The sequence below is a fragment of the Lysobacter stagni genome (assembly GCF_030053425.1).
Classification (GTDB): domain Bacteria; phylum Pseudomonadota; class Gammaproteobacteria; order Xanthomonadales; family Xanthomonadaceae; genus Lysobacter_J; species Lysobacter_J stagni.
The window spans coordinates 3348042-3368418 of record NZ_JASGBI010000001.1; the positions used below are offsets into that span (position 1 = coordinate 3348042).

The window sequence follows — 20377 nt, forward strand, 5'->3', positions numbered from 1 at the left end:
TCTCCAGACGGACACACATGAAATCCAACATCGTCGGCGCGCTGGTGCTGGTCGTGATCGGCACCCTGTTCCTGCTCAACAACCTCGGCTACACGGACATGAGCCTGGGCCGCCTGCTCATGACCTGGTGGCCGGCGATCCTGATCGTGGTCGGCCTGGGCATGCTGTTCAAGCGCGGCTGAGGCCGCGCTCCACGGACGCCGTGAACGCGCGCATCGATTTCAACTGCGACCTGGGCGAAGGCTGCGGCGACGATGCGGCCATCCTTCCGCTGGTGAGTTCGGCCAGCATCGCCTGCGGCGGACACGCAGGCGATGAGGAAACGATGCGTGCAACCCTGCGCCTGTGTCGCGCGCACGGCGTCGCCGCCGGCGCGCACCCGTCGTTCGAGGACCGCGAACACTTCGGGCGGCGCGCGTTGACGCTGCCGCCCGACGAGGTCGCGCGCATGGTGCGCGAACAGGTGCTGCGCCTGTCCGCCATCGCGCGCGAGGAAGGCATCCGCCTGGCGCACGTCAAACCGCACGGCGCGCTCTACAACGTCGCCGCCGACGACCACGGCGTCGCGGACGCCATCGCCGCGACCGTCGCACAGATCGACCCTTCACTGGTGTTGTTCGGCCTGTCCGGCTCGGCGCTCACGGACGCGGCTGCCGCGCACGGTCTGCCGGTCGCGCATGAAGTATTCGCCGAACGCGGCTACGACGCGCGCGGCCGTCTGCTGCCGCGCGGCACGCCGGGGGCGGTGATCGAATCGCTGGCCGAAGCCATCGCACAGGTGCGCCGACTGGCCCTGCATGGCGAAGTCGTTGCCCACGGTGGGCGCGTGGTGCCACTGCGCGCCGACACGCTGTGCCTGCATGGCGACCGCCCCGACGCGGCCGCATTCGCGCGTGCGGTGCGCGAGGCGTTGCTGGCCGACGGCGTCGCCATCGCAGCGGTGACCGCGGCATGAGCGATCCCATGAACTACTGGCCGCTGCTCGGCGTCGCCTGGGTCGTGGTCGGCTTCGTCCTGCGTGCCAACCCGGTGATCGTGGTGGTCAGCGCGGGCCTCGTCAGCGGGTTGCTGGCGGGCAAGTCGATTGGCGAGCTGCTGGCATTGCTGGGCGAGAGCTTCGTATCCAACCGCGCGCTGCTGATGTTCGCGATGACGCTGCCGACGATTGGCCTGCTTGAACGTGCCGGCCTGCGCGAGCACGCGCTGCGCTGGATCGCGCAGTGGCGCGGGCTGACGCTGACGCGACTGCTGGCCGGGTACCTGGCCGTGCGGCAGGGGCTGAGCATGCTCGGCCTGATCGACATCGCCGGACACGCGCAGACGGTGCGCCCGCTGCTGGCGCCGATGGCGGAGTCGGCCGCAGCCAGGCCGCATGGCGAGGTGTCGCGCGAGGACCGGCAGAAAGTGCATGCACTGGCGGCTGCCACCGACAACGTCGGTCGCTTCTTTGGCGAAGACGTATTCCTTGCCTTCGGCGCGGTGCTGCTGATCCAGGGCTTCTACGCGCAGCACGGCATCGTGCTGGAACCGCTGCAGATCGCGCTGTGGGCCCTTCCCACCGCCATCGCGGCGTTCGTGATCCATGCGGTGCGCATCGTCGTGTTCCAGCGACGGCTCGATCGTCGCACCGCGTCGGCGATCGCCGGCACCGACCCGGAGCGTGCCGATGCTGTCGATTGAGCACTTCTACTGGCTGATGGCGCTGTTCCTGCTGTACGCAGGATGGCGCAACCTGCGTGATCGCCGGTTCGCGCATGCGGCGTTCTGGGGTTTGCTGGCGGCACTCTTCGCCGCAGGCAAACCCATCCTCGATGCATCCAAGGCCGGGCACGCCCTGCCCTCGCAACTGGCCGGCGTCGCCGTGATCGCCCTCGCACTGCTCGCCACGCGCATGCGCCGCGAGCACATCGACGAAGCGCCGGAGGCGCAGCGCCTTGCCTCCGCGCAACGCCTGGGGCATCGGCTGTTCTGGCCGGCGTTGCTGATTCCGCTGGTGACGGTCGCGATCGTGCTGTTCGGGCCGAAGCTCGCAATTGGCGGCGCACCGGTGTTCGGCGAAGGCAGCATCACGCTCATCGGGCTGGCGCTGGCCTGCGTGCTGGCGACGTTCGCCGCGGTACTGGTCACACGCGAGCGGCCGGTCGTGGCACTGGGCGAAGGGCGTCGCCTGCTCGACACCATGGGCTGGGCCGCGCTGTTGCCTCTGGTGCTGGCGACCCTGGGCGGCGTGTTTGCCGCCAGCGGCGTGGGCGAAGCGGTGGCATCGCTGGTGTCGGCTGTGATCCCCGCCGACAACCGGCTGGCCTGCGTGCTCGCCTACGGGCTGGGCATGGTGGTGTTCACCATGATCATGGGCAACGCGTTCGCCGCGTTTCCGGTAATGACCGCCGGCATCGGATTGCCGTTGCTGATCCAGCAGCACGGCGCGGCCCCCGCGATCCTCGGCTCACTCGGCATGCTCACCGGCTACTGCGGCACGCTGATGACGCCCATGGCGGCGAACTTCAATCTCGTTCCGGCGGCACTGCTGGAGCTGGACGATCCCAACGCAGTGATCCGCGCGCAGCTGCCGACGGCCATACCGCTGCTGCTGGTGAACCTGGTGCTGATGTACTGGCTGGCCTTCCGATGAGCGAGATGCCGAACCGCACCGTGCTGCTCACCGGTTTCGCGCCCTTCGGCGGCGAGACCTGCAATCCCAGCTGGGACGCGGTGCAGGCGCTCGACGGGGAAACGATCGAAGGCCATCGCATCGTCGCGCGGTGGCTGCCGGTGGAGTTCGGCGCGTCGCTGGTCGCGCTGCGTCAGGCGATCCACGAACTCGCGCCATCGCTGGTGATCTGCGTCGGCCAGGCGGGCGGACGCGCGCAGATCTCGCTGGAGCGCGTGGCCATCAACGTGGACGACGCGCGCATCCCCGACAACACGGGCGCGCAACCGGTGGACGAACCGATCGCGCAGGACGGCCCCGCCGCGTACTTCACCGGCCTTCCGATCAAGGCCATGCTGGCCGCGCTGCGTGCGGCGGGCATTCCCGCGGAGATCTCGCAGACGGCCGGCACCTACGTCTGCAACCACGTCTTCTACGGGCTGATGCACGCGCTGCGGAATGTGCCGGCCGTCCGGGGCGGATTCGTCCACATTCCGTATGCTCCCGCGCAGGCCGCGCTGCATCCGGGTGCGCCCAGCCTGCCTCCGTCGGTGGTCAGCGACGGGCTGCGCCTGGCAGTGGCCGTTGCATTGACCGTCGAACGCGACGCCCGCATCGCCGCGGGCGCCACGCACTGAACAAACGCATCAACAGGGGATTCCACATGCGCAGGATTTTCGCCGCCGCACTCGTTGCGGCCTTGCTCGTACCCGCCGTCGCCATGGCGGCATCGCAATCGCATTACGACAAGAAGGCGGCGGCCGTGGCCAGCGAAGGCCAGCGGACCGTCAGCATCTACGTCGACGTCGACCTGGGCGCCCGCAAGAGCGGCTCGGCGGACGAGCTCAACCAGTCGCACCGTGCGTTCAACGCGAACGGCTACGACGTCGTCAGCGTTGTCGGCTACACCGAGAACGGCGACCTGCAGGGGTTCTTCGTGACGTACGTGCGGCGCTGATTGATACGAATGCAAAGGCCGCCCAGCGGCGGCCTTGCATCGCAGCCCACGGCGGACGGGATCACTTCTTCCGGGCGATGTACTGCTGCAGGTGCTTGATCCGTTCCGGCGAAGACGGATGATCGTCGAAGAACCCGGTCTTGCTCGCGCCGCCCTTCTCGGACAGCACCTGCATCGCGCGCACCGCGCCCTGCGGATCGAGCTTGTGCCGGCGCAGGAAGTCCACGCCGTACTCGTCCGCCTGCGTCTCGTTGGCGCGGCTGAACTTCGCGTTGAGCGCCGCTTCGCCGATCGCACCGACGTCCGAAGCGGCCAGCGAACCCACGGTTCCTCCCATCGCCGTGGCGCCGGTACGTGCGGCGCTGGCCAGGTAGGCGGCGCGGTAGTGGTCCTTGCTGTGGCCGTGCCTGACGTGCCCGATCTCGTGACCGACCACCGACATGAGCTCGGCATCGCCCATCGCGTCCATCAAGCCGGCGAACACGCGCACCGAACCATCAGGCGCGGCGAAGGCGTTGATGTCCTTTACAAGGTAAACCTTGAAATTCAGCGCCAGCCCGTCCTCACGCTGCATGCCCTGGGTGAGCCTGGCCAGGCGCTTGGCGTAGGCGTTGTCGGCCGGTGCGACCGGGTTTTCCCGGTCCATCTTCGCCACCGACTCCGCGCCCAGCTGCGCGACCTGTGCATCGGTGATGCTGATTCCCTGCAGCGCCTGGGAACCGGCCTTCTGCAGGTTCTGGTTGCCGAGCAGGTCGGCGAGCTTGCCGGCGTGGGCCGCGCCGGCCAGGCCCAGTGCACAGGCCAGCGCGACGATGCACGGCGTCGTCTTGTTCATGGTTCCGCTCCTTCGTATGCGCGATTGCACCCGGCCGATTGTGGCGACCGTGATGCATCGGCTCCCATCAGACAATTTCGAAGTCGCGACCGGCGCACGCGCAATCGAGCGGGCAACCGGACACGAGGGGGTGCGGTCAGGTCCGCGGCAGCGTGACGCCCGTTTGCCCCTGGTACTTGCCGCCACGGTCCTTGTACGAGGTCTCGCAGACTTCGTCGGACTGGAAGAACAGCATCTGCGCCACGCCTTCATTGGCGTAGATGCGCGCCGGCAGCGGCGTGGTGTTGCTGAACTCCAGCGTGACGTGGCCTTCCCACTCCGGCTCCAGCGGCGTCACGTTGACGATGATGCCGCAGCGCGCGTAGGTGCTCTTGCCCAGGCACACCACCAGCGTGTCGCGCGGGATGCGGAAGTACTCCACCGTGCGCGCCAGTGCGAAGGAATTGGGCGGGATGATGCACACATCGCTTTCGATGTCGACGAAGCTGCCGCTGTCGAAGTGCTTCGGATCGACGATGGTGGAGTTGATGTTGGTGAAGACCTTGAACTCGCGCGAGCAGCGCACGTCGTAGCCGTAGCTGGAGGTGCCGTAGCTGACGATGCGGTGGCCGTCGGCGGCGGTCTTGACCTGACCCGGCTCGAACGGCTCGATCATGCCGTGCTGTTCGGCCATGCGACGGATCCAACGATCGGACTTGATGCTCATGCGGCAGGAAGGGCCTTGGGTGCGGGAAGGTCGATTGTAGAGGCTTGCGGCGGCCGGGCGGACCCGGTGCGGCTCACCGCGGCGCGTTCACAGCAGCGAGGCGGACAACGGCGTGGCCACGCGCGGGCGCCGCGCCAGCTCGATCGCCATGCGCCGGGCCGTGGCCCGGTACGCACGCGCGGCCGCGCTGTCGGGCGCGGCGGCCACGATGGGCACCCCGGCGTCGCCCTGCTCGCGGATGCCGATCTCCAGCGGCAGGCTGCCCAGCAGGGGCACGCCGTACTGCGCGGCCATGCGCTGGCCGCCGCCTTCGCCGAACACGTGCTCGGCATGGCCGCAGTTGGAACACACATGCACGGCCATGTTCTCGACCAGGCCCAGCACCGGAACGTGCACCTTCTCGAACATCTTCAAGGCCTTGCGCGCGTCCAGCGTGGCCACGTCCTGCGGCGTGGTGACGATGACCGCGCCCGCGACGGGGATCTTCTGCGCCAGGGTCAGCTGGATGTCGCCCGTGCCCGGCGGCAGGTCGACGACCAGGTAATCCAGGCCTTCGTCGCCCGCGCCCCAGCGCGTTTCGCCCAGCAACTGGGTGAGCGCGGAGGTCGCCATCGGGCCGCGCCAGATCATCGGCGTGTCCTGTTCGACCAGCAGACCGATCGACATCGCCTCCACGCCGTGGGCGTGCATCGGTTCGATGGTCTTGCCGTCGGGGCTGTCGGGGCGGCCCGAAAGGCCGAGCATGGTCGGCACGCTGGGGCCGTAGATGTCGGCATCCAGGACGCCCACGCGTGCGCCGTCGGCCGCGAGTGCCAGCGCGAGGTTCACCGCGGTGGTCGACTTGCCCACTCCGCCCTTGCCCGAGGCCACGGCGATGAGGTTGCGCACCTTCGGCAGCGGCGTGAGAGTCGGTTGCACCGCGTGCGAGACGATCCGCGGGTGAAGCTCCAGCCGCGCCAGCGTGAGGCCTTCTGCCTGGACGGCCTGGGCCACTTCCGTCTCCAGCCAGGTCCGCAGCGTGGCGCAGGGGAAGCCGGGGGTGAGCTCGACGACGGCACGGCCATCGGCCACGACCGCGCGGATGCGGACGCCGGCGTCGGCCAGGCTGAGGTTCACGTCCGGCAGGGACAACGCGGCGATACGGGCTTGCAGGGAATCACTCACGACAACGACCTTGCGATGGGGGAACGGTACGGGCGCCATGTTACGTGGTCCGCCCTTCCGCGACGGCTGATGCAGGTCAAGCAGCCGGCCCCATCCATACGGGAACGGATGCGGTATAACAGAGCGCAACCAATCCCTGGGAGGGGACACATGCGTACGAAGTTGCTTGCCCTGCTGTTGCTGGCCCTGCCGATGGTGTCGTTCGCGCAGAACACGCCCGTCGGCACCTGGACGACGATCGACGACAAGACGGACAAGCCCAAGTCGGTGGTGGAGATCTACCAGGCCAAGGACGGCAGCCTCGCCGGCCGCGTCAACGAGATCCTTCAGTCCGATCGCGGCCCGAACCCGGTCTGCGACAAGTGTTCCGGCGACCGCAAGGACAAGCCGGTCAAGGGCATGGTGATCCTGTGGGGCATCCGCCAGGACGGCGAGAGCTGGGAAGGCGGCAAGATCCTCGATCCGGCCTCGGGCAAGGTCTACTCGGTGCGCGTGACGCCGATCGAAGGCGGCAAGAAGCTCGAAGTGCGCGGCTACATCGGCTTCTCGATGCTCGGCCGCAACCAGGTGTGGGTCCGCCGCTGAGGCAACGATCCCGCTGGATCCCGACGCCCCGGCCCGACCGGGGCGTCTTCGTTTGAGCGTGGCCACGCCGGGCGGATGAACGAAGGCGCCATGCGATAATCGCCCGTTCTCTTCGCATTCCGGCCCCCCATGTCCCGCGAGTTCGTCGTTTCCTGCGCCCTGCCCTACGCCAACGGGCCCCTGCACCTCGGCCATCTGGTGGGCTACACCCAGGCCGACATCTGGTGCCGTGCGCAGCGAATGTCCGGCCACAAGGCCTGGTACGTCTGCGCCGACGACACCCACGGCACGCCGATCATGCTGGCCGCCGAGAAGGCCGGCACCACGCCGGAAGCCTTCATCGCCGGCATCCAGATCAGCCACGAACGCGACTTCGCCGATTTCGGCGTCGCCTTCGATCACTACGATTCCACCAACTCCGAGCGCAATCGCATCCTGACCGAGGCGATCTACGCCAAGCTCGACAACAACGGCCACATCGCGCGCCGCTCGGTCGCGCAGCTGTACGACCCCGTGAAGGGCATGTTCCTGCCGGACCGTTACGTGAAAGGCATCTGCCCCAACTGCGGCACGCCGGACCAGTACGGCGACAACTGCGAGAACTGCGGCGCCACCTACTCGCCGACCGAGCTGAAGGAACCGCGCTCGGTCATCAGCGGCGCCACGCCGGAACTGCGCGAGTCGGAGCACTTCTTCTTCGAGGTCGGCCAGTTCTCCGGCTTCCTGCGCGAATGGCTTGCCGGCGACGTCGCCCTGCCCGGCGTGAAGGCCAAGCTGCAGGAATGGCTGGACGCCGAAGGCGGCCTGCGCGCCTGGGACATCTCGCGCGATGCGCCGTATTTCGGGTTCCAGATTCCCGGCCACCCGGGCAAGTACCTGTACGTGTGGCTGGATGCGCCGATCGGCTATCTGTCCAGCTTCCAGGCATTGTGCGAACGCGAGGGCCTGGACTTCTGGTCCTACCTGGCGCGCGACAGCCAGGCCGAGCTGCACCATTTCATCGGCAAGGACATCGTCAACTTCCACGGTCTGTTCTGGCCGGCAGTGCTGCACGGCGCGGGTTTCCGCGCGCCGACGCGACTGCACGTCAACGGCTACCTGACGGTCGATGGCGCCAAGATGTCCAAGTCGCGCGGCACCTTCGTGATGGCGCGCACCTACCTCGATGCCGGGCTCGACCCGGAAGCGCTGCGTTACTACTACGCGACCAAGACCACCGGCGGCGTGGACGACCTCGACCTCAACCTGGCCGATTTCGTCGCACGCGTGAACTCGGACCTGGTGGGCAAGTTCGTCAACCTCGCCAGCCGCTGCGCGGGCTTCATCGAGAAGCGCTTCGACGGCCGCCTCGCCGACGCGCTGCCGGACTCGGCGACGTACGCGCATTTCGTCGCGCAGCTGCGCCCCATCGCCGAAGCCTATGCACGCAACGAGGCCGCCACCGCGCTGCGCCTGACCATGGCGCTGGCGGACGAAGCCAACAAGTACATCGACGAGCACAAGCCCTGGGTGCTGGCCAAGCAGGAAGGCGCCGAAGCGCAGCTGCAGGCCGTGTGCACGCAGGGCCTGAATCTGTTCCGGGTGCTCAACGCCGCGCTGAAGCCGGTGTTGCCGCGCGTGAGCGCGCAGGCCGAAGCGTTCCTCGCGGCACCGGTTTCCAACTGGCACGACCTCGACGCACCGCTCCTCTCGCACCGCATCGCGGCCTACACGCCGCTGTTCACCCGCATCGACCCCAAGCACATCGACACCATGATCGAAGCCTCGAAGGACTCGCTGAAGTCCGAAGCCCCCAAGACCGAATCCGCCGTCAAGGCCGAAGCCAAGCCCGTTACCAAGCCCGCCGCCGCGCCTGCGCCTGCCACGGGCGATGCCGCGCAGTTCATCGGCATCGACGACTTCGCGAAACTCGACCTTCGCGTGGGCAAGGTGGTGGCGTGCGAGTTCGTGGAAGGCTCCGACAAGCTGCTGCGCTTCGAACTCGACGCCGGCGAGCTGGGCACGCGACAGATCTTCTCCGGCATCCGCGGCTCCTACGGCGAGCCGGAAAAGCTGATCGGTCGCAGCGTGGTGTTCATCGCCAACCTTGCACCGCGCAAGATGCGGTTCGGCCTGAGCGAAGGCATGATCCTCTCGGCCGGCTTCGACGGCGGTTCGCTGCACCTGCTCGACGCCGACACCGGCGTGCAGCCGGGCATGCCGGTGCGCTAAGCGCCGCTATCCGGGATTCGGGATTGGAGATTCGTCACAGCGATGCCATCAGGGTCGCCCACGCGAGATCAGATGCCATGCCTTCGCGAATCCCGAATCCCGAATCCCGAATCGCGGATCTGACCGAACGCCTCGACCGCCTGCTCCCGCAAACGCAATGCGGGCAGTGCGGCTATGCCGGCTGCCGTCCCTACGCGGAAGCGATGGCACGTGGCGAGGCCGGCGTCGACCACTGCCCGCCCGGCGGTGATGAGGGTGCACGTGCGCTGGCGCGATTGCTCGATGTGCCGCCCAGGCCTTACGACCGCACGCGCGGCGAACACAAGCCACCGATCGTCGCGCTGATCGTGGAGGCCGACTGCATCGGCTGCACCAAGTGCATCCAGGCGTGCCCGGTGGACGCGATCATCGGCGGATCGAAGCACATGCACACCGTGATCGAACCGTTGTGCACCGGTTGCGAGCTGTGCGTGCCGGCGTGCCCGGTGGATTGCATCGTGATGGTGGGCGCGGCCACGTAGGTCGCACGGCTGCTTCATCATCAGCGTGAAGACGCGCGACGGCGAAGCGCCCGTCGAAGGATCGAGCGTGCGGAACTTCACGCTGTCATAACCGGAAGCGGACGAGCATCCAGCCGGCCACCGGCAGTCTCGTTGCACGGTGGTCCGGTGCCAGCCCAGCGCTCACAAAGGGGCATTCCATGAGATTCGCGACGCGGTCCGCAGCGATGGCTGCGACACTCCTGCTCCTGCTTGGCGCGTGTGAGAAGAAGAGCGACGATCGACCCGTCGCCGCCACTTCCAGCGATACCGGCGGCTCGGCCAAGGGCGACCTTGGGCCGCCGCAGGGGCCGGACGTCAACGCCGTGCTGACCAGTCCGCCCATGGTGCCGCCGCCGACCGGGCGCAAGGCGCCTGCACGCGTCATCGTGCAACTGGACGTGATCGAAAAGGAGATGCCGATTTCCGAAGGCGTCACCTACACGTTCTGGACCTTCGGCGGCACGGTTCCGGGAAGCTTCATCCGCGTGCGCCAGGGCGACACCGTCGTCTTCCACCTGCGCAACATGCCCGACAGCAAGATGCCCCACAACATCGACCTGCACGGCGTCACCGGTCCGGGCGGCGGCGCGGCGTCCAGTTTCACCGCTCCAGGCCACGTCTCGCGCTTCAGCTTCAAGGCACTCAATGCCGGCCTGTATGTCTATCACTGTGCAACCGCACCGGTGGGCATGCACGTCGCCAACGGCATGTACGGCCTGATCCTGGTCGAACCTCCCGAAGGCCTGTCGAAGGTCGACCGCGAGTACTACGTGATGCAGGGCGACTTCTACACCGTCGGCAAGTTCCGCGAGAAGGGCCACCAGCCCTTCAACATGGAAGCAGCGATCGACGAGAACCCCACCTACGTGCTGTTCAACGGCGCCGAAGGCGCGCTGACAGGCGACAAGGCCTTGCCGGCGAAGGTGGGCGAGACCGTCCGACTGTATGTCGGCAACGGCGGACCCAATCTGGTCTCCAGCTTCCACGTGATCGGCGAGATCTTCGACAAGGTCTGGTTCGAAGGCGGAACCAAGTACAACGAGAACGTGCAGACCACACTGATCCCCGCCGGCGGCGCGGCGATGATGGAATTCCGCCTGGAGGTCCCGGGCAGTTACGTCCTGGTCGACCATTCGATCTTCCGCGCCTTCAACAAGGGCGCGCTGGCGATCCTCAAGGCGGACGGGCCGGAGAACCGCGCCATCTACTCGGGCAAGGAAGTCGATGCGATGTACCTGGGCGATCGTGCGCAGCCCAGCCTGCAGGCCGTCGCTGCCGCGGCCGCGTCCGCCAGCACCGGTGAGCTCTCGATCGAACAGCAGATCGCCGCCGGCAAGGAACTGTTCGCCGGCACCTGCTCGACCTGCCACCAGCCGGAAGGCCAGGGCCTGGAAGGCGTGTTCCCGCCGTTGGCGAAGTCCGATTTCATCGCAGCCAACCCCAAGCGCGTGCCGGAAATCATCCTGCACGGTCTGGTCGGGGCGGTGAAGGTCAACGGCAAGGACTACAACTCCAACATGCCGCCGATGAGCCAGCTGACCGACGACGAAGTCGCCAACATCGCGACCTTCGTGCTCAACAGCTGGGGCAATCCGGGCGGCCACGTGACCAGCGCGGACGCAGCGGCGATTCGCAAGGCGCAGCCGGAGACGGCCTCCGCGGGGCATTGAGCCATGCGCAGGAGCATCTCCGCGGCGATGTTCCTGCTCTGCACGGGCGGCGTACTGGCCGCGGCCGACACCGGCTTCGCGCATCTGACCGGCGGTTCGTTCCGCTCGGTGCTCAAGTACGAGGACGTGAAGAACGGGACGCGTGTGGCGCCCTTCGACCTGCAGCGCCGCCCCGTCACCAATGGCGACTTCCTGGCGTTCGTGCGCGCGAATCCACAATGGCGCCGCGACAACGTCGCGCGCGTCTTCGCGGAAGAGCGCTATCTGCAGCATTGGCAGGGCCCGGCCACACTGGGCCCCAATGCACTGCCCGAGCAACCGGTGGTATGGGTGAGCTGGTTCGCGGCGAATGCGTATTGCAAGGCACGCAATGCGCGCCTGCCGACCTGGTCGGAATGGGAGTTCGCTTCCGCCGCCGACGAAACCCGGCGCGATGCGCGCTCGGATCCGGCATGGCGCGAACGCATCCTCGCCTGGTATTCGCGCCCGTCGAACAAGGCGCTGGCGCGTGCCGGCCTGCAGGCGCCCAATGCGTGGGGCGTGCAGGACCTGCACGGCCTGGTGTGGGAGTGGACGGAGGATTACTCGGCCCTGCTGGTCTCGGACGACAATCGCAACCAGGGCGATCCGGACAAACTGAAATTCTGCGGCGCCGGCGCGCTGTCGATGAGCGATGTCGAGAACTACGCGGTGCTGATGCGCGTGGCCATGCTGTCCTCGCTCAATGGCGCGGATGCCACGGCCAACCTCGGGTTCCGCTGCGCGAGGGATTCACCATGAAACGACTTGCGACTGTGACACTCGGGATCGCGATGCTGGCAGGCGTGGCGATTTCCGCAACGGACGAGGCCTTTGCCGCACCTGCAACGGGCACCGCGCTGCCGGCCGATTCCGTCTACCAGCTTCCCCTGCAGCTCACCGACCAGGCAGGACAGGCCCGCGACTGGCGCACGCGGCGCGGCAAGCCACAACTGGTGGCGATGTTCTACACGTCCTGCCAGTACATCTGTCCGCTGATCGTCGATTCCGGCAAGGCGATCGAGGCGCAACTGACGCCCGCACAACGCAACCGCCTCGGCATCCTGCTGGTGAGCATGGACCCGAAACGCGACACGCCGGCCGCACTCGCCTCCGTCGTCGCCAAGCGCAAGCTGGACACGGCGCGCTGGACCCTCGCTGCGCCGCCCACCGATTCGGTGCGCGACGTCGCAGGCCTGCTCGGCATCCGCTTCAGGCAGCTTGAGGACGGTGAGTTCAACCACACCAGCGCGCTGATCCTGCTCGACGCGGACGGCCGCATCCTGGGCCGGACGGAACAGGTCGGCACGCGTCCGGATCCGGAGTTCGTGGCCCTGGTGCGGAAGACTGTCGGTTCCTGACCGTTTGCAGGCGCGTGTAGCGCCCCGGCACATCTCACTTCGCCGGAACGCTCGCGTCGCTCACGGGTGCGCAGGCAGAGCAGACGCGTTGCACCGTGTAGCCCTTCGCGCGCAGCTTCTCGACCACGCCGTCATCGCCCAGCAGGTGCAGTGCGCCGACCACCACCAGCGTGTCGCCCTTGCTGGCGCCGTCCAGCATCTGCTGGATCTGCGGCACCCAGGCGTCGTTGCGTTCGACGTTGATGATCCGGTACGTCTGTGGCGTCTTCTCGCGCATGTCCTCGCGCGTGAGCGAGTCCAGGCGCGCCAGGTCGCCATCGCGCCAGGCGCCGTGCAGGTCGCTGAGCATGCCGGGCATGTCGCTGGGCTTGTCGAGGAATTCCTTCAGCGCCATGACCTGCTCGTTCATCGGCGTGGAATCGAGCACCTTCAGTTGCAGGTCGATCGATTCCAGCCCGCCGGTCGCCTTGCCCTTCGCCGCGGCCTGCTGCATCAGGTACTGGTCCAGCCCCTGGTCGGATCGGAAGCCCATCTGCTGCGAGACGCCCATCAGCAGCGACAGGTTTACGAACCACGGCTCGTAACTTTCGAACTGCGCGATCGAGGCGCCGCGCTGGGCCAGGATGCGGTTGAACTTCTCGCGCAGCGCCGCCGGCAGCACCTGGCTCAGCGTGCGGCCATCCGCGTAGCCGGCCGCCGCGAGGAACTTCTGCGCCATCGCCGGATCCAGCATCTCTTCCGGCGGCACTTCGAAGACCACCTTGTCCGACGCCGCCAGCGCCTGCTCGATGTCCGGCGATACCGGGTAGTCGTCCTGCTTGAGCAGGTGGAACGAACCCAGCAGGTACACCGCGTTGTCGCCGTCGGACACCTTCCACAGCAGCGGCACCGGCGGCGCCTTGGCCGACGCTGGTGCAGGTGACGCAGTGACGGGCGCTGCCGGCGAACGTGCCTGTTCGACCGCCACCGCGACGGACATCAATCCGGCGACCGCGAACAACGACAGGCAGAGGAGTTTCAGGCGGCGCATCGTGAGCGAAGTTCCGTAGGGGTCAGGGGGTGGCGTGGGCGTAGGTCTTCTCGCCGGCCTGGATGGCCAGGTCGAGGCGGTTTTCCGGCGGCGGCAGCGGGCACGTCGCGAACGGCGTGAACGCGCACGGCGGGTTGTAGGTCTGGTTGAAGTCGAGCACGACATGATCGCCCGCGCCCGGCTTGGCGATGTCGAGGAAGCGGCCGGCCGGATAGCTCCCGTGCCCGCTGGTGCGGTCGGCGAACACGAGGAACAGCGTCTCCTCGCCTTCGTCCAGCGCCTCGATGCGGAAGGTCTTGCCGTCGCGTTCGAACTCGATCACGCCCGGATTGGGCACCGCATCGGTGGTGCCGATGATGTTGGCGATCTCCAGCGTCTTGCCCGGCGGATGCGCAACGAAGCGGCCCTGCACGCGCCAGTCGGTGCTCGCGGGCCAGTACTCCAGGCCGCGGAAGCCGGTGCGCGTGGGCGCATCGGCGTGCTTCACGCGCAATGCGTAACGCGGGCCGCGCTTGATGACAGTGGCGATGCCCTTGCCTTCGTCGAACTGGATCACGCTCGGGCCCGCCGGTGCGTCGTCGGCGCGCAGGATCGTCTCACCGGTCAGCGGCGCGCCGTCCAGCGTCATCGCCACGCCTTTCTCCGGCACGAAGCGCAGGCGGCCGTTGCTCAGCTCGACCATGCCGAAGTGCGCCGGCCCCACTGTCAGCTGGATGCCGTTGCCGGTCGAGCTGCCGATGTAGTGCGCGCCCGGGTCGATCCAGTGCAGGCCGACCAGGCTGGTCCAGCCATCGGGCTTGGTGAGCGCGGCCACGCGCTGCTGGCGGAACAGCGCCAGCTCCTGCGTGAAGGCCGCCTGCGCTGCCTTCGCCTGTTCATCGCTGGCGGCATCGCCGCCCTGCTTGCCGCATGCCGTCGCCGCAAACAGCACGGCCAGCATCAACGCCCCCTTCGCAACTGCAGTCATTCAACGTCCTCGCAGGAACCAGCGGTCGATGTCGGGCAGCGTGAAACGCGCCCAGGTTGGACGGCCATGATTGCACTGTCCGGAGCGCTCCGTCGCCTCCATCTCGCGCAACAGGGCATTCATTTCCGGCAGCGTGAGGCGGCGGTTGGCACGCACCGCGCCATGGCAGGCCATCGTGGCCAGCAGCTCATCGCGCGCGGCGGCCACTCGCCGGGACTGCCCGTGTTCGCGCAGATCGGCCAGCACGTCGCGCAGCAGCGCCTCGACATCGCCGTGCGCAAGCAAGGCCGGCACGCTGCGCAGCGTCAGCGACTGCGGGCCGCTGCGGGTGACTTCGAACCCCAGCGCGGCCAGGGTGTCGGCCTCGCGCTCGGCGACCTCGGCCTCGCGCTCCGACACGGCAACCGATGCCGGCACCAGCAGGGGCTGCGTGCGAAGGCCTTCGCCGTCGTGCGCGTGCTTGAGCTTCTCGTAACCGATGCGCTCGTGCGCGGCGTGCATGTCGACGACGATCAGGCCTTCGGCGGTCTCGGCCAGGATGTAGATGCCGTGCAGCTGCGCGATGGCGTAACCCAGCGGCGGCAGCGTGGCGTCGCCGGTCGCGGGCAGCGGCACGTGGGAGGGCATCGGCGCCATCGCGACATCCGCCGTCGACGGCGCCGCATACAACGCTGCGTAGCCTGCGCGCGCCTCGGCCACCTGCATCGGCAGCGGCGCCTGCGAGGTCCGGTCGAACTGCGCATACGACGGCGGTGGCCAGGCGGCAGTCGCGCCTTGCGCTTCCGGCGCGGCGGCCACGCCAGCGATTGCGCCGGCGCGCGTGTGCGCCAGCGCATCCTGCAGCGTCCGGTACACGAAATCGTGGATCAGGCGCGCATCGCGGAAACGCACTTCGTGCTTGGCCGGATGCACGTTGACGTCCACCCGGCGCGGATCGAGTTCCAGGAACAGCACGTACGCCGGCTGGCGCCCATGGAACAGCACATCGGCGTACGCCTGCTTGATGGCGTGCGAGATGCTGCGATCGCGCACGGCGCGGCCGTTGACGTACAGGTACTGCTGGTCGGCGCTGGCACGGTTGTAGGCGGGCTGGGCGATCCAGCCGTGCAGGCGCAGGCCCGCGCCTGCGTGGTCGATGCGCAGCACGTTGCGCGCGAACTCCTCGCCCAGTGCTTCGTGCAGGCGCACTTCCGAAAGCAGGTCGCCCTCGCCTTTCCACCGGCGCGACGGCTTGCCGTTGTGGGAAACACGCAGCTCCACGTCCGGTCGCGCGAGCGCGAGCTGGCGCAGCCATTCTTCGATGTGGCCCAGCTCGGTGCGCTCGGCCTTGAGGAACTTGCGGCGCGCCGGCACGTTGAAGAACAGGTCGCGCACTTCGACCGTGGTGCCCTGCGGGTGCGGGCGCGGCATCACGTCGCCGACGCGCCCGCCGTCCACGTCGAGGCTGGCTGCCTGTTCGGTGCCCTGGCGGCGCGAAGTGAGCGCGAAACGGCTGACGGAGGCGATCGACGGCAAGGCCTCGCCGCGGAAGCCGAGCGTGGCAACGCCTTCCAGGTCGTCGAGCGAGGCGATCTTGCTGGTGGCATGGCGCGATACGGCCAGCGGCAATTCGCCGGCGTCGATGCCCTTGCCGTCGTCGCGGATGCGGATGAGCCGGACGCCGCCCTCTTCCAGATCGATGTCGATGCGGCGTGCGCCGGCGTCGAGCGCGTTCTCGACGAGCTCCTTGACCACCGACGCGGGGCGTTCGATGACCTCGCCGGCGGCGATCTGGTTGATGAGGGTGTCGGGAAGCTGGCGGATCGTCACGGCCTGGGCGACACGCGGGGCGTCGTCGAAGGAATGGCGAGGATGATAGCCGACCCGGCGCCGGCGTGGCCGGCGCGATCGCCGCGCGCGAGGCTGGATCGCGCGTTAAAGGCTGCCGCCGGTGCCTGCGTCGGACGTCGCGAACTGCGCGTCGGCACGTGCCGCGTAGAGCGTGCCGGGAGGCGGCTGGCGGGTGAAGTACGTGTTGATGCCGTCGAGCACGGCACGCGCCAGGTTGCGCTGGTGAGCCGGATCGGTGAGGCGACGCTCTTCGTCCGGATTGGAGATGAAGGCCGTCTCGACCAGCATCGCCGGCATGTCCGAGGTGCGCAGCACGGCGAAGTTGGCGCGTTCGATGTTCGGCTTGTGGTTCGCGCCGACACGCTTGAGGCCGTCCAGGACCTGGTTGGCCGCGTCTTCGGACGCCTTCATGTGCCCGCTCTGGGTGAGATCCAGCAGCACCGAGGCCAGCGTGTTGCTGGTCTGCTCAAGGCGCACGCCGCCGATCAGGTCGGACGCGTTTTCCTTGTCGGCCAGCCAGCGGGCGCGCTGCGACGAGGCGCCCTTCAGCGACAGCACGTACACCGACGACCCCTTGGCCGCGCGGTTCTCGGCGGCGTCGGCGTGGATCGAGATGAACATGTCCGCCTTGCCCTGACGCGCCAGCTGGGCACGGCGCGGCAGCGGAATGAAGACGTCGGTATCGCGCGTGAGATAGGCCTTCAGGCCCGGCGTCGCGTTCACCTGGCGCGCCAGTTCGCGGGCGATGGCCAGCGTCACGTCCTTCTCGCGCTTGCCGCTGGGGCCGAGCGCGCCCGGGTCCTGCCCGCCATGGCCGGCGTCGATGGCGATGATGAGCGGGCGCATGCCGCGTCCACGCATCACGTCCTTCATGGTCTTGACCGGCGCCTGCGCGGCGGCCGGGCCGTTGTCGGACTCGACCGCAGCGGCCGCGGAGGCGGCGGCGCCCGGCATCGGCGTGGGCTGGCCGGTGGCGATGCGCGTGGGCACGCCGGTAGCGATGGTCGTGGCCACCGGCGGTTTCGGCGTCGCGGTCGCAAGCTGGGGCGCCGTGGTGGCAGCCCCCACGGCGGGACCGATGACCGGCGCCACAGGTGTGCTGTTCGTGGTCGTCGCCACTCCCGGCGCCGGCACAGAGGCCGGGGCCGACGGCGCAGCCGCCGTCGCGCCCGCGCCATTGCGGGCAACAATCTCGGTGATCAACCGGGTGGTGGCGGCCGAGGAAGCGGCGGCCGGATCGACCGCGGGCGCCGTGGCGGTCGACGGGGTCGAAGACGAGGGAAGGTCGTTCGCGGTTGGCGTCGCAGCCGGCGGCTGGGCGGCCACGGTCGCGGCCGGAATGCTGCTGCCGGCACCGTCACCGGGCCATTCCAGGACAAGGCGCGGCCCCGTACCGCCCTGTTCGATGCGCGGCTTCAGCACGGCGACCGGCTGGGCCAGGTCGAACACGATGCGCGCCGTGCCGGGCGTCGGCGCGCCGGTGCGCACGGACTTCACCACGCCCACGCCGCCGGCGGGAAGGTTGAACCCGCGCGCCAGGCTGGAGGCGGGAAGGTCGATGACCAGCCGGTCCGGGCCCTTGAGGTGGATGACCCTGAAGTCGGCGTCGCGGTCCAGGGCGATCTCGGCGCGCGTGCCAGTGGCGCCTTCGCGAAGTTCCAAGCCCTTGATTTCACTGGCGTGCGCGAGATTCCACGCCAGCGCGGCAAGCAGCGCAAGGCCGAGCAGACACTTCTGGACGGTAGCGGCATTGACGCGCATGGGCGGTAGTCAAGCACCGGCCCGCGACATTTGCAAGCACTTTTTCCTTACGAATCCGGGACCTGCCGAGCTTTCCTGCGAATCCGTTCAGGAGTCGGCCGCAACCCCGTGGCTTACGGTGAGCCGATCCAACCACTCGCGGCCGGTTTGGGAGCCCGGGACCAGCCGTGCCGCGCGCCCTGCCCCGCGCATCGCCAGCTCCACCGTCAGGTCCGGCGCAGGCAGATGGCCGGTGCCACGCTCCGGCCATTCCACCAGCCACAGCCGCACTTCCGCGCCGTCCAACCCGAGGAATTCCAGTTCGCCCGCGTCGGCAATCCGATACAGGTCCAGATGCCACGCTTCACCACCGTCGGAGAGCGGATAGCGTTCGACGAGCGTGTAGGTTGGACTGCGAATCGCGCCCTGCACGCCAAGCGCGCGCAACAGTGCACGTGCGAGCGTGGACTTTCCCGCGCCCAGATCGCCATGCAGATGCACCACGGCATTCGCAGGGCGCGTGTGCGCCAACGCAGCGCCGAGTGCATCGGTCGAATCGGCATCGGGCAACCAGCGTTCACTCATCGCATCGGCTCCGGAACGTATGGATCCCGGTTGGCGAAATGACGCAGCCATGGCATCAGATCGGATGGCAACAATCCGCGTTCACCGCCTTCGTGCGCGGCAGCATCGCCCGCGGCTGCGTGCAGCAGCGCACCGCAACTGGCGGCATCGAACGCATTCATTCCCTGCGCACGCAACGCCGCGATCACGCCGCTGAGCACGTCGCCCATGCCGCCGACCGCCATGCCCGGGTTTCCGGCTGCGACAACACGCGGTGTCTCGTGCGCAGCCGCAACGACGGTGCCCGCGCCTTTCAGCACGACCACGCACGCGTAGCGCTCGCTCAATGCACGCGCGGCGGCGAAGCGATCCTGTTGCACCTGAGCCGTTGTGATGCCGAGCAGCCGCGCCGCCTCGCCAGGATGCGGCGTGATCACCGCATCGGCCGGCAGTGCGAAAGGCCTGATCGCAAGCAGGTTGAGCGCATCGGCATCCAGCAGCAGCGGTTTCGCGCTCGCCACTGCTCGCTCGTAGAGATGCAACCCCCAGTCCTGCTGACCCAGTCCTGGCCCGACGGCAATCGCGTCGGCGCGGTCCAGCGCATCGTGCAGCGCGCGTGCATCGCCCACCTCATGCGCCATCGCCTCGGGCAGGCGCGACAGCAACGGCGCGATGTGGCGTTCGCGCGTGGCGACTTCCACCAGCCCCGCTCCGCTGCGCAGCGCGGCCTGCGCGCACAACATGATTGCACCACCGCTACCGTGCTCGCCGCCGATGCACAGCACACGCCCGTTGCTGCCCTTGTGGCTGTCGCGACGACGCGGCGCGAGCCAGCGTGGCAGATCGACCGGTGCGATGCGTTCGGCCTGCGGCGCGATTCCATCGAACACGTCGACGCCCAACTGCAGTGTTGCCAGTGTCAGCGTGCCAACATGATCCAGTGCCGCACCGGTGCGAAGCCCCGACTTGGAAGCGATGAACTCGACGGTGCGCGCCGCGTCGACCGCAGCGCCCGGAACGCTGCCGCGATCGGCATCGACGCCACTGGGCACATCCAGCGCCAGCACCGGCGCCGGATGCGCATTGACTGCCTCGATCAGCGCGCGCGTCGCATCGTCCGGCGCACGCGAGAAACCGATGCCGAACAGCGCATCGACGATGACGTCGCATGCCGGCAGCGACTGCGCGAACTCGACCACGCGCCCGGTGTACGCCTCGGCGGCGCGACGCGCCAGATCGCCACGCGGTGCATCTCCGGGCAGACGGACGACCTGCACGTCGCGCCCGGCCTGTTGCGCGTGCTGCGCGAGCACGTAACCGTCACCGCCGTTGTTGCCTGGACCGCATACCACGACCACGCGCTGCGCCTGCGGCCACACGGCCAGCAGTTCCCGCCATGCCGACTGGCCGGCGCGGCGCATCAGCTCGTGCGAATCGCCCAGCGAGCGCGCGGCCGCCGCCTCGATCCGGCGCAACGAGGCCGTGTCGTGGAGCGCTCCGGCAAACGGGATGACGTCGAAGGACATCGCACGATTCTATACTTGCA

At 68.4% G+C, this 20377-nt stretch carries 21 protein-coding genes; 12 read left to right on the forward strand and 9 right to left on the reverse strand.

Features of this window, described 5'->3' with window-relative positions; translation table 11 throughout:
- Positions 1 to 17 precede the first annotated feature (17 nt).
- The 6 genes from QLQ15_RS15590 to QLQ15_RS15615 are packed head-to-tail and all read left to right on the forward strand — an operon-like array spanning position 18 to position 3608.
- A complete protein-coding gene (locus QLQ15_RS15590) occupies positions 18 to 182 on the forward strand; it encodes a LiaI-LiaF-like domain-containing protein (protein ID WP_283213672.1) in 165 nt (54 codons plus the stop codon).
- Positions 183 to 202: 20 nt separating this feature from the next.
- Positions 203 to 955 carry a 5-oxoprolinase subunit PxpA gene (locus QLQ15_RS15595; RefSeq protein ID WP_283213673.1) on the forward strand — a complete coding sequence of 251 codons (753 nt, stop codon included), beginning with the start codon at positions 203 to 205 and terminating at the stop codon, positions 953 to 955.
- On the forward strand, positions 952 to 1680 hold the full coding sequence (locus tag QLQ15_RS15600; protein ID WP_283213674.1) for a DUF969 domain-containing protein: 729 nt from the start codon (positions 952 to 954) through the stop codon (positions 1678 to 1680). Before QLQ15_RS15595 ends, QLQ15_RS15600 begins: the two co-directional genes overlap by 4 nt.
- Positions 1667 to 2632, forward strand: coding sequence for a DUF979 domain-containing protein (locus tag QLQ15_RS15605; protein WP_283213675.1), 966 nt, complete (start codon positions 1667 to 1669; stop codon positions 2630 to 2632). Before QLQ15_RS15600 ends, QLQ15_RS15605 begins: the two co-directional genes overlap by 14 nt.
- Entirely contained in the window at positions 2629 to 3288 is a 660-nt protein-coding gene (gene pcp, locus QLQ15_RS15610) for a pyroglutamyl-peptidase I (protein ID WP_283213676.1), read from the forward strand. The genes QLQ15_RS15605 and pcp overlap by 4 nt, the downstream gene beginning before the upstream one ends.
- A 26-nt stretch (positions 3289 to 3314) precedes the next feature.
- Positions 3315 to 3608, forward strand: a complete 294-nt coding sequence (locus QLQ15_RS15615; RefSeq protein WP_283213677.1) for a hypothetical protein — start codon at positions 3315 to 3317, stop codon at positions 3606 to 3608.
- Between the two features lie 61 nt (positions 3609 to 3669).
- Here QLQ15_RS15615 and QLQ15_RS15620 read toward each other — a convergent pair whose 3' ends face one another.
- The 3 genes from QLQ15_RS15620 to apbC all read right to left on the reverse strand — a co-directional run bounded on the left by QLQ15_RS15620 (position 3670) and on the right by apbC (position 6100).
- Positions 3670 to 4443, reverse strand: a complete 774-nt coding sequence (locus QLQ15_RS15620) for a M48 family metallopeptidase (protein ID WP_283213678.1) — start codon at positions 4441 to 4443, stop codon at positions 3670 to 3672.
- Between the two features lie 136 nt (positions 4444 to 4579).
- Positions 4580 to 5149, reverse strand: a complete 570-nt coding sequence (gene dcd, locus QLQ15_RS15625; RefSeq protein ID WP_283213679.1) for a dCTP deaminase — start codon at positions 5147 to 5149, stop codon at positions 4580 to 4582.
- A gap of 87 nt (positions 5150 to 5236) precedes the next feature.
- Complete coding sequence (apbC, locus tag QLQ15_RS15630) at positions 5237 to 6100, reverse strand: iron-sulfur cluster carrier protein ApbC (RefSeq protein ID WP_283214040.1); 864 nt, start codon at positions 6098 to 6100, stop codon at positions 5237 to 5239.
- Positions 6101 to 6463: 363 nt separating this feature from the next.
- On the opposite strand from apbC, the gene QLQ15_RS15635 reads away from it, so the two are divergent.
- The 6 genes from QLQ15_RS15635 to QLQ15_RS15660 all read left to right on the forward strand — a co-directional run bounded on the left by QLQ15_RS15635 (position 6464) and on the right by QLQ15_RS15660 (position 12700).
- Positions 6464 to 6898, forward strand: coding sequence for a DUF2147 domain-containing protein (locus QLQ15_RS15635; RefSeq protein ID WP_283213680.1), 435 nt, complete (start codon positions 6464 to 6466; stop codon positions 6896 to 6898).
- A gap of 129 nt (positions 6899 to 7027) precedes the next feature.
- Positions 7028 to 9109 (forward strand): methionine--tRNA ligase, encoded by a 2082-nt coding sequence (gene metG / locus QLQ15_RS15640; RefSeq protein WP_283213681.1) that lies wholly within the window; start codon positions 7028 to 7030, stop codon positions 9107 to 9109.
- Between the two features lie 77 nt (positions 9110 to 9186).
- On the forward strand, positions 9187 to 9630 hold the full coding sequence (gene rnfB, locus QLQ15_RS15645) for an Rnf electron transport complex subunit RnfB (protein WP_283213682.1): 444 nt from the start codon (positions 9187 to 9189) through the stop codon (positions 9628 to 9630).
- A gap of 206 nt (positions 9631 to 9836) precedes the next feature.
- A complete protein-coding gene (gene nirK, locus QLQ15_RS15650) occupies positions 9837 to 11321 on the forward strand; it encodes a copper-containing nitrite reductase (protein WP_283213683.1) in 1485 nt (494 codons plus the stop codon).
- Positions 11322 to 11324: 3 nt separating this feature from the next.
- On the forward strand, positions 11325 to 12101 hold the full coding sequence (locus QLQ15_RS15655; protein ID WP_283213684.1) for a formylglycine-generating enzyme family protein: 777 nt from the start codon (positions 11325 to 11327) through the stop codon (positions 12099 to 12101).
- Entirely contained in the window at positions 12098 to 12700 is a 603-nt protein-coding gene (locus QLQ15_RS15660) for an SCO family protein (RefSeq protein ID WP_283213685.1), read from the forward strand. Before QLQ15_RS15655 ends, QLQ15_RS15660 begins: the two co-directional genes overlap by 4 nt.
- Positions 12701 to 12734: 34 nt before the next feature.
- Here the strand turns inward: QLQ15_RS15660 and QLQ15_RS15665 are convergent, their stop codons facing one another.
- The 6 genes from QLQ15_RS15665 to QLQ15_RS15690 all read right to left on the reverse strand — a co-directional run bounded on the left by QLQ15_RS15665 (position 12735) and on the right by QLQ15_RS15690 (position 20357).
- Positions 12735 to 13730, reverse strand: a complete 996-nt coding sequence (locus QLQ15_RS15665) for a TraB/GumN family protein (RefSeq protein ID WP_283213686.1) — start codon at positions 13728 to 13730, stop codon at positions 12735 to 12737.
- Positions 13731 to 13752: 22 nt separating this feature from the next.
- Positions 13753 to 14697, reverse strand: coding sequence for a DUF1684 domain-containing protein (locus QLQ15_RS15670; protein WP_283213687.1), 945 nt, complete (start codon positions 14695 to 14697; stop codon positions 13753 to 13755).
- Entirely contained in the window at positions 14698 to 16506 is a 1809-nt protein-coding gene (gene mutL / locus QLQ15_RS15675; protein WP_283213688.1) for a DNA mismatch repair endonuclease MutL, read from the reverse strand. It lies immediately after the preceding gene.
- Between the two features lie 105 nt (positions 16507 to 16611).
- Positions 16612 to 18288, reverse strand: a complete 1677-nt coding sequence (locus tag QLQ15_RS15680; RefSeq protein ID WP_283213689.1) for an N-acetylmuramoyl-L-alanine amidase — start codon at positions 18286 to 18288, stop codon at positions 16612 to 16614.
- Positions 18289 to 18375: 87 nt separating this feature from the next.
- Positions 18376 to 18852: a tRNA (adenosine(37)-N6)-threonylcarbamoyltransferase complex ATPase subunit type 1 TsaE gene (gene tsaE, locus QLQ15_RS15685; protein ID WP_283213690.1), complete on the reverse strand. Its 477-nt coding sequence runs from the start codon at positions 18850 to 18852 to the stop codon at positions 18376 to 18378.
- Positions 18849 to 20357 (reverse strand): NAD(P)H-hydrate dehydratase, encoded by a 1509-nt coding sequence (locus QLQ15_RS15690; protein WP_283213691.1) that lies wholly within the window; start codon positions 20355 to 20357, stop codon positions 18849 to 18851. Before QLQ15_RS15690 ends, tsaE begins: the two co-directional genes overlap by 4 nt.
- Between the last annotated feature and the right edge of the window lie 20 nt (positions 20358 to 20377).

Bases quoted from the DNA above. Each gene is read 5' to 3' on its own strand.
- QLQ15_RS15590 (WP_283213672.1), top strand. From the start codon at position 18: ATGAAATCCAACATCGTCGGCGCGCTGGTGCTGGTCGTGATCGGCACC.
- QLQ15_RS15600 (WP_283213674.1), top strand. From the start codon at position 952: ATGAGCGATCCCATGAACTACTGGCCGCTGCTCGGCGTCGCCTGGGTC.
- QLQ15_RS15605 (WP_283213675.1), top strand. From the start codon at position 1,667: ATGCTGTCGATTGAGCACTTCTACTGGCTGATGGCGCTGTTCCTGCTG.
- pcp (WP_283213676.1), top strand. From the start codon at position 2,629: ATGAGCGAGATGCCGAACCGCACCGTGCTGCTCACCGGTTTCGCGCCC.
- QLQ15_RS15615 (WP_283213677.1), top strand. From the start codon at position 3,315: ATGCGCAGGATTTTCGCCGCCGCACTCGTTGCGGCCTTGCTCGTACCC.
- QLQ15_RS15620 (WP_283213678.1), bottom strand. From the start codon at position 4,443: ATGAACAAGACGACGCCGTGCATCGTCGCGCTGGCCTGTGCACTGGGC.
- dcd (WP_283213679.1), bottom strand. From the start codon at position 5,149: ATGAGCATCAAGTCCGATCGTTGGATCCGTCGCATGGCCGAACAGCAC.
- QLQ15_RS15635 (WP_283213680.1), top strand. From the start codon at position 6,464: ATGCGTACGAAGTTGCTTGCCCTGCTGTTGCTGGCCCTGCCGATGGTG.
- metG (WP_283213681.1), top strand. From the start codon at position 7,028: ATGTCCCGCGAGTTCGTCGTTTCCTGCGCCCTGCCCTACGCCAACGGG.
- rnfB (WP_283213682.1), top strand. From the start codon at position 9,187: ATGCCTTCGCGAATCCCGAATCCCGAATCCCGAATCGCGGATCTGACC.
- nirK (WP_283213683.1), top strand. From the start codon at position 9,837: ATGGCTGCGACACTCCTGCTCCTGCTTGGCGCGTGTGAGAAGAAGAGC.
- QLQ15_RS15655 (WP_283213684.1), top strand. From the start codon at position 11,325: ATGCGCAGGAGCATCTCCGCGGCGATGTTCCTGCTCTGCACGGGCGGC.
- QLQ15_RS15660 (WP_283213685.1), top strand. From the start codon at position 12,098: ATGAAACGACTTGCGACTGTGACACTCGGGATCGCGATGCTGGCAGGC.
- QLQ15_RS15665 (WP_283213686.1), bottom strand. From the start codon at position 13,730: ATGCGCCGCCTGAAACTCCTCTGCCTGTCGTTGTTCGCGGTCGCCGGA.
- QLQ15_RS15670 (WP_283213687.1), bottom strand. From the start codon at position 14,697: ATGACTGCAGTTGCGAAGGGGGCGTTGATGCTGGCCGTGCTGTTTGCG.
- QLQ15_RS15680 (WP_283213689.1), bottom strand. From the start codon at position 18,288: ATGCGCGTCAATGCCGCTACCGTCCAGAAGTGTCTGCTCGGCCTTGCG.
- tsaE (WP_283213690.1), bottom strand. From the start codon at position 18,852: ATGAGTGAACGCTGGTTGCCCGATGCCGATTCGACCGATGCACTCGGC.
- QLQ15_RS15690 (WP_283213691.1), bottom strand. From the start codon at position 20,357: ATGTCCTTCGACGTCATCCCGTTTGCCGGAGCGCTCCACGACACGGCC.